The following is a 13,119-nucleotide window of genomic DNA, read 5'->3' on the forward strand; positions in this document are numbered from 1 at the left end:
CTACGTAAATGGCGCGTAATAAATCAGAGCGGCAGGAGCAAGAGCTAGCTTATCTGGAAAGGTACGGCAGCATCTCGTTGCTGGAAATGACCGAGAAATTCGACTGCTCTGAAGCGACGGCCAGACGGGATCTCGAAGAACTGGAGAAAACCGGTCGAATTATTCGAACGATGGGCGGCGGAGCGAAGTACGGAAGCAACGGCATGTCTCGCGAGGTTCCCTTCCATGAGAAGCAGAGCGCGCTGTTCCGGGAGAAGGAAGCGATCGCGGACAAGGCGGCATCTCTCGTGGAAGAGGGCGACGTCATCGGATTGACGGGTGGAACGACGACCTTTCTCATTGCCAAAGCCTTGAAGAAGAGAAGCAATATTACGGTCGTCACCAATGCGGTCAACATCGCGATGGAGCTGGCGGACAGCGAGGAGCTGCAAGTCGTGTTGACGGGCGGAGTGTTGCGGAACCGAAGCTATGAGCTGTGCGGGCCATTGGCCGAACAGTCGGTCAAGGCGCTCAACATTCATTTGATGTTCATGGGCGTAGACGGCGTGACGGGGCAAGGGGTAAGCACTTACTCGGAGCTTGAAGCGAACATCGCGAGTCAATTGATGAGAAGATCCGGCCGAACGATCGCCGTTTTCGACCGGTCTAAGGTCGGCAAGTCCTCTCTCTTTCATGTCGCTTCATTAAATGAGCTACATGCTTGCATTACCGACGAATTACCGGCGGAGTCTACGCTGCAAGCGTTGAAGCAAGCTAATGTGGAAGTATATACCGCGAATTGGAGCTCAAACCATTCTCCATTGGAAGGGTAGGTCGCAGAATTCGATGGCCATTACGATCGGAGTAGACGTAGGCGGTACGAATATCGTATGCGGGGCAGTGGATGAAACCGGCGGGGTGTTGCTGAAGTTGAAGCAACCGACCGAAGCCGGCAAAGGCCATGCCGAGGTGTTAAGCCGTATAGCGGGGATGGTACGGCATATTCGCGCCGAGTTGGGCGCGGAGCATGACGCGAAGGCAGTAACGGCGGTAGGCGTCGGAATTCCGGGTTTAGTCGATCCGATTTCCGGAATTTCCAGATTCGCGGGCAATTTGAATTGGCGCGATATACCGGTCGTCTCTCTATTGGAAAGCGAGCTCGGCATTCCGGTTCATATCGATAACGACGTAAGGATGTACGTGTACGGAGAGGCGGTAGCGGGAGCGGGACGAGGGATCGAGCATGTGCTCGGGATTACGATCGGAACCGGGATCGCAGCCGCCATGGTTCATGGAGGACAGCCGTATTACGGGTATAAGTCGATGGCCGGAGAAATCGGGCACGTGCGGATGGACGGCGTGGAAGATGCTTGTTCGTGCGGGCTAAACGGCTGCCTAGAAACGGTTGCATCCGCATCCGGAATGGTGAGGCAGGCGAAGAAGGCATTAATCGAAGGCCGGGAAAGCGTGCTCGGAACTTGGTTTCCCGGACAGGAGATCGACCGTCTGACGGCCGCTCATCTGTCGCAGGCGATGGACCAAGGCGATGCATTGGCGACGGAAATCATCGCGAGGGCCGGAGCATTGACCGGACAAGCGCTTGCGGCCGCGGTTATGGTGTTAAGTCCCGAAGCGATCGTCATCGGCGGCGGAGGCGCGTTAGCCGGCGAGAGATTGCTGAAGCCATTGCGCGAGGAATTGTTCCGTCTGATTTTGCCCGACTTCCGCGAAGGGCTAAAGGTCGTCACCGCGGAACATAACGACGATGCGGGCATTATCGGAAGCGCGTTATATGCAAGGCATAAGCAATAATCGAAGCCCATTCATAGTCGGGAAGGCTATAAATCGGTATATCATCTATCATCCTAAAGACTTTCATTTGGAGGAATCGAATATGGCATTGGTCTCATCAACTCCGCTTCTTAGCACGGCGCGTGCCGAAGGCTATTGCATCGGCGCGTTTAACGTTCATACGCTTGAAATGCTGCAAGCGGTAGTCGAAGCCGCGGAAGAAACGCGTTCCCCGCTGATCATTCAATCCACAGTCGGCACCGTTAAGCATTTGGGCGCCGATTATATCGCCGCCGCGGCGACGGTTGCGGCGAACCGCAGCTCCGTTCCGATCGCGCTGCATCTGGACCATTGCTCTGATTTCAATATCATCATGCAATGCATTCGCGCGGGCTATACTTCCGTCATGATCGACGCTTCGCACGATCCGTTCGATAAGAACGTGGCCGAAACCCGCAAAGTTGTGGAAGCCGCGTCGGCGGTCGGCGTAAACGTGGAAGCGGAGTTAGGAAGAGTAGGCGGCGTGGAAGACGATATCGTTGTCGACGAGCGGGACGCCCTGCTCGCGGATCCGGAGGAATGCGCGAGATTCGTGGAATTAACCGGCGTTCATACGCTGGCCCCGGCAATCGGAACGGCTCACGGCATTTATAAAGGAGATCCGAATATCGATTTCGATCGGATCGGCCGGATCGCTTCGAGAGTTTCGGTTCCGCTCGTTCTTCACGGAGGTTCCGGTATTCCCGAAGATCAAGTAAGAAGGGCCGTATCGCTAGGGATGTCGAAGATGAACGTGGCGACGGAGCTGCGTATCGTGTTCTCGGACGCGATCAAGCAAGTGTTCGCGAACAATCCGGACGAGAACGATCCACGTAAATATATGGTACCGGCGAAGCAAGCATTAAAAGCGGCGGCGATCGAGAAAATGCGTTTGTGCGGCTCGATCGGCAAAGCATAGTAGAATAGGCACAAGGTGGCGCGAAACTATGAATCCAATCATTACGACCGTCACGCTGAACGCGGCGATAGACAAAACCTATTACGTGCCCGCGCTTGCAAAAGGGAAGGTGACCCGAGTAGCCGAAGTCGTAGCTACCGCGGGAGGCAAAGGGATTAACGTAGCCAGGGTGTTAAAGCAATTGGGGCATGCGGACGTTACGGCAACCGGATTCGCCAGCGGATATAACGGACAATACATTCAGGATCGGGTGAAAGCCGCCGGCATTCGGGAGGAGTTCGTCGAAGCATCGGGCGAGTCGAGAATATGTCTTAACGTTATCGATCGGGGCGACGGTTCGTCGACGGAGCTATTGGAACCCGGGCCGGAAGTTGGCGCGGAGCACTTGGAGACGTTCAGACGGAAGCTTAAGCGGTTAAGCGCGGAATCCGCGCTCGTCATCTTCTCCGGAAGTATTCCGTCGGGATTGCCGGTTGGCTTATATGCCGAATTGATCGGCATATCCCGTGCGGAGGGAGCCGAAGTGTTCCTCGATACGAGCGGCGAAGCATTGATTCAGGGGACGAAGGCGAAGCCCTCGTTCATTAAACCGAACGAAGACGAGATCGTTGCTTTGCTGGGCAATGAAGGAGGAGATCTCTATGAAGGCGTTCTTTCATTGCAAGCGCAAGGGATCGCTAACGTCGCGGTTACGTTGGGAGCGGACGGAGCCGTGGCCGCGGTCTCGGGCCAACGATATCGCATAACGATTCCGGGCATCGCTCCGGTAAATACGGTCGGGAGCGGGGATTCTTTCGTTGCCGGCTTTGCTTACGGGTTCGTCCGAAATTGGCCGGCAGAGGAATGTCTGAGGTACGCTGCCGCTGCGGGAAGCGCGAATGCGTTATCGCCTACGACGGGCGACGTCGATCCCGACGACCATCGTCGGTTGCTCCGTCAAATAACCGTGGAACCGTGGAAGAGTTAACCGCTCCATCTAAGGTTACTCTCCCATAAGTTCCGCGTAAGTTCGGCGGGCCAGTAAAGGTTCATCGGTCCCCATGACCAGAGCGCGGCCGTCCGCGAACAGCAAGAACGTAATGCCGCCAGGTAAATGCAGACGTAACGAGTAGGGGTTCAACTCGGTACGGCCTGCTTTGCTTAGGCGGCTTTCTATCGTTCCAAGGCCGATCGATAAGGGTCTTGCCGGGGAAACTTGAACCGTGTTCCTGCCGCAAAGAGCAGCGGTTATCGTCTCTTGCGTCTCGTCTCCGTCCAAAAGCTCGAACCGACGTTCGCCGCATACGGGGCAGGAGGCTCTTCGGGCGTCTTTGACCGATAAAGAGTGCCATTGGTGTTGCCAGAGATCGATCTGAAGCAGGGAACCGTGCAACGCCTCGGGCTGGCCCGTTAATAGCTTGATCGCTTCCATCACCTGAACGGACGCGATCGTGTCGATGATCGGGGAGAGAACGCCCGCCGTCTCGCAGGTATCCAACGCACCTCCGGGCGGAGGCACGGGAAACAAGCAGCTTAAGCAGGGCGTTGAATCCGGCTGGATGGTCAGAGTCATTCCGGATGCCCCTACCGCGCCTCCGTAAATCCACGGAATCCGATGTTTAACGCTGAATTCGTTGATCAAATACCGAACGCCGAAGTTATCGGTTCCGTCCATTACGATATCGGCTTCGGATAGAAGCGATTCCGCATTATAAGAGGACAGGTCCGCTACCCGGGAAATCACGCGAATGCCGCTGTTGATCGCCGATAGCCGAGAGGCCGCCGCGATGGCTTTCGGGGTGCCGTTCAGGGCATCGTTCTCGTCGTAGAGCAGTTGACGCTGCAGATTGCTTCGATCCACGATGTCCCGATCTATTAAGGTTAGCTTGCCTACGCCTGCGCGGGCCATATGGTTGGCGATGACGCAGCCGAGCGCTCCGACGCCCACGATAACCGCATGGGCTTCCAGTAAGCGGGCTTGCCCGGATTGACCGATCGCGGCATATCTTACTTGCCGGGCATACCGCGAATCCCCTTGAATAGAAGTCATGTTATTTCTCCTCCGGGGTGTCCAACGTAGCGGTCGGATCCCATGGCCCTAGCTGATGCCCCTTCCATTCCGTACCGTCCTCGTAAACTTCTTTTTTCCAAATCGGAACTTTCTGTTTCAATCTTTCGATGGCATAACGGCTTGCTTCATAGGAGGCGGCGCGATGAGAGGAGGAAACGGCGATAACGACGCTGATTTCTCCGATTCCGACCGTACCTGTCCGATGGGTAATCGCGCATAAAGTACCGGGCCAACGGGCTGAAATTTCTTCCCCGATCTGAGCGAGGGCGGACACGGCCATAGGGACGTAAGCCTCGTATTCCAAGGTTACGGTTCTCTGGCCGGCGGTCCACTCCCTTGTCGTCCCGATGAACGCGATCGCTGCGCCGTGATCCGGGTGGTATACTTTGTTCAATACGCCGTTCACGTCTATCAGGCTATCGATGATGGCGTATCTTGAATGTTCCGACGACTGGTCTTCGGATTGCGAAGCTTTATCCGTTCCTCCGGAAACCGGAGGCAACAAAGCAAGCTCGTCCGAGCAGCTTACGAGGGTTTCATCGTTGGCATAGCTATGATTGCACGCCAAGAAGCTGACGGATAGAATATCGGCGTGCTGCGGAAACTTGTCGGCCAACCGCTGTTTGATCTGTCCCGCCTTCAATCGGGATTCTTCCCATTCCAGCTGAACGGAGCGCGTTTCGATGCGCTCCGCGAGTCCCGCGAATAATGAAATCGTCCACGTGTTCGTCATCTCTTATGTACAACTTCCTTCCGTTAAACCTGAAACCTTAGTACGTCAAGCATACCATATCGACCGTGAAAATGTTATGCTAGAAGGACGCTATTCAAGTAACGAAGGAGTGGGTGGAGATGCCGGATTTAATGGATCGGTTCGGGAGGCACCATACATACCTGCGTATTTCCGTGACCGACCGTTGCAACTTGAGATGCCTTTACTGCATGCCGGAAGAAGGCATGGTTTTCATGGAGCAAGACAAACTATTATCCTACCCGCAGATCATTGAAGTCGCATCGGCGGCTACGAAGCTGGGCATAAGGAAGTTCAGGATTACCGGAGGGGAACCGCTCGTAAGACCCGGCCTGGAACAATTGATCGCGGGACTGTCCGCGCTGCCCGGCGTAGATGATATTTCGCTGACGACGAACGGATTATTGTTGGCGCCGCAAGCCGCCAAGTTAAAGCAGGCAGGGTTGAAACGCGTGAATATCAGTCTGGATACGATGGATGCGACCCGATTTAAATTTATCGCCCGCCGCGGCGATCTGAATAAAGTATGGGAAGGAATCGAGGCCGCGGTCCAGGCGGGGTTAACCCCGATCAAGCTGAATTGCGTGCTGCTTAAAGGAGTTAACGAGGATGAAATCGGACGGTTTCTGAAGTTATCCCTGGAGCATCCGATGCACGTCCGGTTTATCGAGTACATGCCGATCGGTCATGACGATGCGGGGTGGAGAGAACACTATTTGCCATTAACCAGAGTCATCGAAGAGGCCGGGAAGCTCGGTTATTCCCTAGAGCAGGTGGAAGGCCCGAAAGGAAGCGGTCCCTCCGACAATTGGCGGATCGCCGGAGGCGTAGGCACGTTCGGGCTGATTCATCCGATCAGCGAGCATTTCTGCAAAAGCTGCAATCGGCTGAGGCTAACGGCCGACGGACATCTCAAACCTTGCTTGTATTGGGTAGACGAATTAAACGTCAAGCCCGCGCTTGGGTCGCCTGAAGCGATGGAGCGGTTGTTCCTCAAGTCGATGGACATTAAGCCGGAAAATCACGAAATGGCGGCATTGCTTGCGGGAGAAAAACAAAGCCACGTGCCGACGGAGCGGCGTATGTCGCAAATCGGCGGTTAGGAGAGAAGACATTTGTCCGTGACCGTAATATTGCCTAACGAAGAGAAGTCCACGACGACGCCCGAAGCGAAGGCGGTGCTGGCGGGTTTAAGCTTTCCCGTCGGCGAGGTTTCGCGGGATCGATTAAGTAAAGGGTTGAAAACCCGATGAACGAGGCGACGGTAACTCTCACGCTGCTGCACACCAACGATCTCCACAGCCACTTCGAAGAAGCTTCCCGAATCGCCGGTTATTTCTCGAGAGTGAGACAGGAAGTTGACCCCGACAAACTTATCGCGGTCGACAGCGGAGATTTTCTGGATCGCGCGCGAATGGAAACCGAAGGGACGAAAGGATTCGTAAACAGAGCGGTTGTCGAGTACATAGGTTACGATGCGGTTATGCTCGGAAATAACGAAGGATTAAGCTACACCCCGATGGAATTGGACGTTTTATTCCAAGGGATGTCCGTTCCGGTCGTGTGCGCGAACATGGTCTATCAAGAAACCGCGAGATGCCCTTCCTGGATGGTTCCCGAGATCAAGCTGACGAAGTCGGGGGTACGCATCGGGATGATCGGCCTGACGGCTCCGTATAACGATTATTACGAGCTGCTCGGTTGGAAATCGGCGGATCCTCTTGAGACGCTGCAAGCGGAAATCGTTCGCCTGCGTCGCGAAGTGGACGTATTGATCCTGATTTCGCATCTTGGGCTGCGCTCCGATGAGCGTATTGCTTCATCGGTCGACGGAATCGATCTCATTCTGGGCGGGCATACCCATCATCTGCTCGAAGTCCCTCTCTTCGTCGGCCAAACCGCGATCTGCGCGGCCGGAAAATTCGGCGGCCATGTCGGACACCTGGAATTGGAACTTGGGTCCGACAACAAGCTGATTAAGATTACCGGAGGCAGTTATTCTACCGTCGATTTTCCAAGGGACTTCGGACTGGACAATCTGGTTGGCGAATATCGCGAACAAGCCGGCCGGAGCATGAACCGCGAAATCGCGAAGTTGGCTAAGCCATTGGAATGTCGCCATGATCGCGAATCCGCTTTGCCGACGTTGTTGGCAAGCGCAATACGTCAATTGGCCGACGCGGACATGGGGCTCGTCAATGCGGGACAATTCCTTCGGGGACTTCCTGCCGGGCCGGTAACGGAAGAGACGATTCATGCGATCTGTCCGTCCCCGATTAACCCGTGCGTCGTGAAACTGAAAGGCAGCTGGATCGTTCGGTCTCTAGAGGAGAGCTTACTGCCGGAATTTCAGGATCTGGAGTTTCGTGGTTTCGGTTTCCGGGGCAAGGTGTTAGGGACGTTATGCTTGGACGGTCTGGACGTTACCGCCGATCTTGCTGAGGCGCCTTATCATCGGGTTAAGGAAATCAAAGTCAATGGGGTTTCTCTCGACGAGGATCGAATTTATACGGTAGGGACTTTGGATATGTTTACTTTCGGAGTCGGTTATCTTGGATTGAAGGAAGGGTACGACGTACGTTACTTCCTCCCCGAGTTCATCAGGGATATTGTCGCCCAGGCGCTTCACGATCAACGGTTACTTAAAGATTGCGAGACTCCGCGCTGGCGGTTTAGGTGAGAAAACGATCAAGATTAGATTAGAAGATTGGGAGTGAAGTGGGAATATGTTGCATTGGTTTGATTCCGTCATTCTTGGAATCGTCGAGGGATTGACGGAGTTTCTTCCCGTCTCCTCGACGGGACATATGATACTGACGAATAAATTGCTAGGATACGAGGAAACGCCGGAACAACTCAAAACTTTCGAAGTCGTTATCCAATTCGCCGCGATTCTCGCCATCGCGCTCGTCTATCGTCGCAAAATTTTACAAGTGTTCGGTCTTGGCAAGAAGGAAGCGGTTCGCGGACTTTCCGTCGATTCCTTCCCGAAACGTCGTCTGAATCTCCTCCATGTCGCGTTAGGGATCGTTCCTCCGCTCGGCATCGCGTTCATTTTTCGCGATTTCATTAAGGAAATCGGGTTTCATGCCGCACCGGTGTTATGGGCGCTCGTCGTGGGCGGGATATACATGTGGGTGACGGAAGCGTTGTACGATTCCGGGAAAATCAAACGGACCGCGGAAACGATGGATGATATCTCGTATAAGCAAGCATTATTGATTGGAGTATTACAATGCGTTTCGGCCGTTTGGCCGGGGTTCTCGAGATCGGGCTCCACGATCGCCGCGGGGATGCTGGGCGGGGTCAGCTATCGGGCTTCGGCGGACTTCTCTTTCTTCATCGCGATTCCGATCATGACGGTAGCTACGGGTTATGAAGTGTTAAGCAATTGGGAGAACTTCCGTTCGGGCGAAATCGATCTCGGCTTTTTATTTACCGGCTTTATCGTTTCCTTCCTTGTCGCATGGATTGTCGTCGTAGCGTTCTTGAAGGCTCTGCAGAAGTTTAAGCTTAAGTATTTCGCATGGTACCGTTTTCTCATCGCGGCCTTATTCTACATCTTCATTATGTAAATAGGATGATTTTTGATGAAATTTGTCGATTAATGCGGAGAATAGTAACTTTGTATCGGAACAACTCTTAAATAAACCGTTATAAATTCCGATGTTATACCTATGGTTATTTTTTCCTTGTGGATAATTTTGTTAGGGGAAAAGGAGGAATAATGACGAAATGCGCATGATGCCGATTTCCTTAAGTCGGCCGGGCATGAAACTGGCCAAAAAAATATACTCCGACGATGGCATCGTGCTATTGGCTGAAGGAGTCGAGCTGACCTCTTCGCTCATCCGCCGGTTGGGAGAATGCGGCATTAGTTTTCTCTACGTTCAAGACGCGAGATTCGACGATTTGGTCGTTCCGGAGCTATTAAGCGAAGAAACGCAGCGCAACGGGATTCAAACCATTCGTCAAGCATTCCGTGATTTCATTAACTATCCCCAACGCAATAGATCGGGCACGTATCCTTATGTCGGCCGGAAAATAAGGCAAGTGATGCAACAGATTATGGACGAGTTAAGCGGCAGCAAGGACGCTATGATCATGTTGATGAACTTGCACACCGTGGATCATTATCTCTATATGCATTCTTTGAACGTGTGCGTATATTCGACTTTGCTTGGCATCGCCAAGGGGTACGATCAAGATCAGCTGCTCACTCTCGGCCTCGGAGCTATGCTGCACGACATCGGAAAAACCCAAATTTCCATGAAAGTGTTATTGAAGCCGGGGGCGTTATCCGCGGACGAGTTCACCGAAATGAAGAGGCATACGGAGCGCGGCTTCTACTTGCTTAAAGACGAGCCGAACATCCCTTTGCTGGCAGCGCATTGCGCCTATCAGCATCATGAGAGGTTAAACGGTTCCGGATACCCGAGAGGAATTAAGGGGGATGAAATCCACGAATATGCCAAATGGATCGGCATCGTGGACTCCTACGACGCTATGACGAGCCATAGACTGTACAGGGATGCCATGCTTCCGCATCAAGCGGTAGAAGCTTTATATTCGGGCAGCGATATTCTCTACGATACGTCAATGCTGCAACTGTTCCGGGATAAAGTCGCCATCTATCCGATCGGTCTGACGGTCAAACTGAACACGGGACAAATCGCGATCGTCAGCGATATCAACTCGACGTGCGCCCATCGCCCCGTTATTCGAATAATTACCGACGAAGACGGCGTGGAGTTGAACGCGCCTTTCGATATGGATTTGTCGAAAAATCTAAACGTACTCATATCGAAGATCGAGTTGGGCATGGGTGAATCCGATTCGTTACCTGCATAATCGCGATATAGGCTGCCCCGCTAGCAGAAGGAAAACTGCAGCGGGAGCAGCTTGTTTTGTTCACGAACGGTAAAAAGTTTGTTTTTATCGCCTCCGAACAGTACAATAAAAGGTATGAAACAAACGACAGGAGCATGAAATATGCAAGCAATTTCCCAACCGGCAGCAGCGGCTCCGTTCGCGCCGCCAGCGGGCTGGAGAGCATTAACCCCCGCTTATGATCCGTGGGATCCGATTCGTTCGTTGCAGCGGTTCGGGCGTCACGAGTTAACGAGCGTGGAATTTACCGTAACCCATCTGTGCAACATGAGATGCGAGCATTGCGCCGTCGGAGACAGCCTCACGATGACGGAAGCGCCGCGAGTGCCAATGGATCTCGTATTCAGAAGATTAGATGAAGTGGAGCGCCTCGAGACGATCAGCATGACCGGGGGAGAGCCGACTTTCAGCATGGATACGGTACGGAACGTGTTGATTCCTTTGCTCAAGTATGCGAGAGCGCGCGGAATAAGGACGCAATTGAACTCGAACGTAACGATGGATTACGAAAGATATGAGCTTATCGCTCCTTTTTTGGATGTCATGCACATATCTTTTAACTATACCGAAGCGGAAGATTTCCATCAGGTCGGCTTTGCCCGAACGGGACGGAACGTCCGGCTTGAAACGACTTCCAAGATGTACGATCGCATGATCGATAACGCGCGGAAGCTCTCGCAGGGCGGATTGCTCGTATCCGCGGAATCTATGATCAATTACCGCACTTATAACAAAATAACGGATATTCATCGGATGATCGTCGAGATGGGATGTCAGCGCCATGAAGTCCATCCGATGTATCCGAGCTCCTTCGCTTCCGGTCTTCCCGCCATCACCCGGGAGCAAATGTTCGAAGCCGTGGAGACGCTGCTCGATAACCGGAATCCGGACGTGTGGATGCTGTTCGGAACGTTGCCTTTCTTCGCTTGCAGCGAGAACGACGAGGAACGGCGATTGGTCGGAAGATTACGGGAGGAATCGAACGTTACGGTCCGGAACGATCCGGACGGACGGAATCGAGTAAACGTAAATCTGTTCAGCGGCGACGTCTACGTAACGGATTTCGCGGCGGTACCGGCTTTCGGCAACATCCGTAACGAGAAGCTTGACGAGGTGTTCGCCAACTGGCGCGAGCATCCGATGCAGCAAGCGGTAAATTGTCATTGTCCGGTCGCGAATTGCTGTGGTCCTAATCTACTTGTATCGGATATGTACTATCGCGATGCCGATTTTACTAAGAGGCAAGCAATCCCCTAAGACATCGACGTAAAGTCAGAATGTCATAATCGGGGCAGACGAGGAGGAGCACGATTTACTTGGAACTACAATGGGGTTTAATATTCTGGAACGTTGTTCTGGTATTGTTCTTAGTGTTTCTTAACGGATTTTTCGTAGCTTCCGAATTCGCATTGGTTAAAGTACGTCAGACGCGGCTTACCCAGTTAAGCAACGAAGGGAACGTGCGCGCCAAATACGCGCTTAAGGTCAATAAGAGGCTTGACGCCTATTTGTCGGCGACCCAACTCGGCATTACGTTGGCTTCGCTAGGTCTCGGCTGGGTGGGAGAGCCTGCGATCGCCGATTTGATCATCGCTCCCCTTCTGCACGAGTTCGGAGTGACCGACGAAACGATTATTCATACCGTCGCGTTCACGGTCGCCTTCTGCGTTATCACCTTCTTGCATATCGTGCTCGGGGAATTGGCACCGAAATCGCTCGCCATTCAGCGTTCAGTTGGCGTATCGCTATGGCTCTCTTTCCCGCTTCTTATGTTCTACCGGCTGTTCCTCCCCGTCATCTGGTTTCTGAACGGGACGGCCAATCGCTTGCTTAAGCTGGTCGGCGTGGAACCCGCGAGCGAGCACGAAGCGGCGCATACGGAAGAAGAAATCCGTATTCTAATGGATCAAAGCGCGAAGAGCGGCATCATCGATAAGGACGAAATGACGTTATTCGATAACGTCTTCGAATTCGCGGATCGCGTCGCCCGCGAGATTATGTTGCCGAGAACGGACATGGATTGCTTATTCACGAACATATCGTATGCGGACAACTTAAAACAAGTTTACCTGACGAAGCATACGCGCTATCCGGTCGGACTCGAAGATAAGGATCAAATTCTCGGTTTCGTACATATTACGGATTTGTTGACCGCGGACCCGGACGAGGAACACGATCTGAAGGACTTCCTCAGACCGATTCTGAGCGTGCCCGAGTCGATGGAAGTCAGCAAAATCTTGAAGCTCATGCAACGCAAAAAGTCCCAAGTCGCGATCGTCATCGACGAATACGGCGGTACGGCCGGCATGCTCACTGCCGAAACGATACTGGAGGAGCTTGTCGGCGAACTGCACGACGAATTCGACGACGAACTTCCGATGGTCGTCGTGAAAGGGGAATTAACGTCCGTTGACGGGCGTATTCTTATTGAAGACGTGAATCATCTGTTCGGTCTCGATATCGAAGACGAAGAAGTGGATTCGATCGGCGGCTGGTTGTTTAACCATCTTGAAGGCAATATCTCCAAAGGCCAGAAAGTGATCCACGATAGTTACGTGTTCGAGATCGCGCAAACCGAACGCTTGCGAGTCCAGCGGGTGCATATCTATAAAAATAAAATCGCGCTCGTTGATCCGGCAACGAACGATTCGCAAACGACTGATCGGTTGAAATAACGGGGGAGTTTGGAGCCAAGAGGGG

13 protein-coding genes are annotated in these 13,119 nt (G+C 53.2%); 11 read left to right on the forward strand and 2 right to left on the reverse strand.

Annotated features, from left to right (window positions below; genetic code table 11):
* The first annotated feature begins 8 nt into the window (after positions 1–8).
* From HH215_RS34775 to HH215_RS34790, 4 genes are all read left to right on the forward strand, one after another.
* Positions 9–812 carry a DeoR/GlpR family DNA-binding transcription regulator gene (locus tag HH215_RS34775; protein WP_169284096.1) on the forward strand — a complete coding sequence of 268 codons (804 nt, stop codon included), beginning with the start codon at positions 9–11 and terminating at the stop codon, positions 810–812.
* A 13-nt stretch (positions 813–825) separates the two neighbouring features.
* The gene (locus tag HH215_RS34780) at positions 826–1,791 is read left to right on the forward strand and encodes an ROK family protein (protein WP_169284097.1); all 966 of its coding nucleotides are present in this window, start codon (positions 826–828) and stop codon (positions 1,789–1,791) included.
* Between the two features lie 82 nt (positions 1,792–1,873).
* Positions 1,874–2,728, forward strand: a complete 855-nt coding sequence (gene fba, locus HH215_RS34785) for a class II fructose-1,6-bisphosphate aldolase (protein ID WP_169284098.1) — start codon at positions 1,874–1,876, stop codon at positions 2,726–2,728.
* Between the two features lie 28 nt (positions 2,729–2,756).
* Positions 2,757–3,695 carry a 1-phosphofructokinase family hexose kinase gene (locus HH215_RS34790; protein ID WP_254450309.1) on the forward strand — a complete coding sequence of 313 codons (939 nt, stop codon included), beginning with the start codon at positions 2,757–2,759 and terminating at the stop codon, positions 3,693–3,695.
* A 15-nt stretch (positions 3,696–3,710) separates the two neighbouring features.
* Here HH215_RS34790 and HH215_RS34795 read toward each other — a convergent pair whose 3' ends face one another.
* Both HH215_RS34795 and HH215_RS36915 read right to left on the reverse strand, forming a co-directional pair.
* The gene (locus HH215_RS34795; RefSeq protein WP_169284099.1) at positions 3,711–4,757 is read right to left on the reverse strand and encodes a ThiF family adenylyltransferase; all 1,047 of its coding nucleotides are present in this window, start codon (positions 4,755–4,757) and stop codon (positions 3,711–3,713) included.
* A 1-nt stretch (position 4,758) separates the two neighbouring features.
* The gene (locus tag HH215_RS36915) at positions 4,759–5,511 is read right to left on the reverse strand and encodes a molybdenum cofactor biosynthesis protein (RefSeq protein WP_169284100.1); all 753 of its coding nucleotides are present in this window, start codon (positions 5,509–5,511) and stop codon (positions 4,759–4,761) included.
* A gap of 119 nt (positions 5,512–5,630) precedes the next feature.
* On the opposite strand from HH215_RS36915, the gene moaA reads away from it, so the two are divergent.
* From moaA to HH215_RS34835, 7 genes are all read left to right on the forward strand, one after another.
* Positions 5,631–6,632: a GTP 3',8-cyclase MoaA gene (gene moaA, locus HH215_RS34805; RefSeq protein ID WP_169284101.1), complete on the forward strand. Its 1,002-nt coding sequence runs from the start codon at positions 5,631–5,633 to the stop codon at positions 6,630–6,632.
* 12 nt (positions 6,633–6,644) lie between these two features.
* Entirely contained in the window at positions 6,645–6,782 is a 138-nt protein-coding gene (locus tag HH215_RS34810; protein WP_169284102.1) for a hypothetical protein, read from the forward strand.
* Entirely contained in the window at positions 6,779–8,209 is a 1,431-nt protein-coding gene (locus HH215_RS34815; protein WP_254450310.1) for a bifunctional metallophosphatase/5'-nucleotidase, read from the forward strand. The genes HH215_RS34810 and HH215_RS34815 overlap by 4 nt, the downstream gene beginning before the upstream one ends.
* Before the next feature lie 46 nt (positions 8,210–8,255).
* On the forward strand, positions 8,256–9,104 hold the full coding sequence (locus HH215_RS34820) for an undecaprenyl-diphosphate phosphatase (protein WP_174887656.1): 849 nt from the start codon (positions 8,256–8,258) through the stop codon (positions 9,102–9,104).
* A 160-nt stretch (positions 9,105–9,264) separates the two neighbouring features.
* Positions 9,265–10,380: an HD-GYP domain-containing protein gene (locus HH215_RS34825; protein ID WP_169284103.1), complete on the forward strand. Its 1,116-nt coding sequence runs from the start codon at positions 9,265–9,267 to the stop codon at positions 10,378–10,380.
* A gap of 141 nt (positions 10,381–10,521) precedes the next feature.
* Positions 10,522–11,676 carry a radical SAM/CxCxxxxC motif protein YfkAB gene (gene yfkAB / locus HH215_RS34830; protein WP_169284104.1) on the forward strand — a complete coding sequence of 385 codons (1,155 nt, stop codon included), beginning with the start codon at positions 10,522–10,524 and terminating at the stop codon, positions 11,674–11,676.
* A gap of 53 nt (positions 11,677–11,729) precedes the next feature.
* Complete coding sequence (locus tag HH215_RS34835) at positions 11,730–13,094, forward strand: hemolysin family protein (RefSeq protein ID WP_169284716.1); 1,365 nt, start codon at positions 11,730–11,732, stop codon at positions 13,092–13,094.
* Positions 13,095–13,119 lie beyond the last annotated feature (25 nt).

Origin of the sequence: Cohnella herbarum, assembly GCF_012849095.1 — a bacterium.
GTDB classification, from domain to species: Bacteria; Bacillota; Bacilli; order Paenibacillales; family Paenibacillaceae; genus Cohnella; species Cohnella herbarum.

Coding starts and splice junctions, on each gene's coding strand:
- HH215_RS34780 (WP_169284097.1), top strand. CDS start 826: ATGGCCATTACGATCGGAGTAGACGTAGGCGGTACGAATATCGTATGC.
- yfkAB (WP_169284104.1), top strand. CDS start 10,522: ATGCAAGCAATTTCCCAACCGGCAGCAGCGGCTCCGTTCGCGCCGCCA.
- HH215_RS34790 (WP_254450309.1), top strand. CDS start 2,757: ATGAATCCAATCATTACGACCGTCACGCTGAACGCGGCGATAGACAAA.
- fba (WP_169284098.1), top strand. CDS start 1,874: ATGGCATTGGTCTCATCAACTCCGCTTCTTAGCACGGCGCGTGCCGAA.
- HH215_RS34815 (WP_254450310.1), top strand. CDS start 6,779: ATGAACGAGGCGACGGTAACTCTCACGCTGCTGCACACCAACGATCTC.
- moaA (WP_169284101.1), top strand. CDS start 5,631: ATGCCGGATTTAATGGATCGGTTCGGGAGGCACCATACATACCTGCGT.
- HH215_RS34795 (WP_169284099.1), bottom strand. CDS start 4,757: ATGACTTCTATTCAAGGGGATTCGCGGTATGCCCGGCAAGTAAGATAT.
- HH215_RS34820 (WP_174887656.1), top strand. CDS start 8,256: ATGTTGCATTGGTTTGATTCCGTCATTCTTGGAATCGTCGAGGGATTG.
- HH215_RS34825 (WP_169284103.1), top strand. CDS start 9,265: ATGCGCATGATGCCGATTTCCTTAAGTCGGCCGGGCATGAAACTGGCC.
- HH215_RS34775 (WP_169284096.1), top strand. CDS start 9: ATGGCGCGTAATAAATCAGAGCGGCAGGAGCAAGAGCTAGCTTATCTG.
- HH215_RS36915 (WP_169284100.1), bottom strand. CDS start 5,511: ATGACGAACACGTGGACGATTTCATTATTCGCGGGACTCGCGGAGCGC.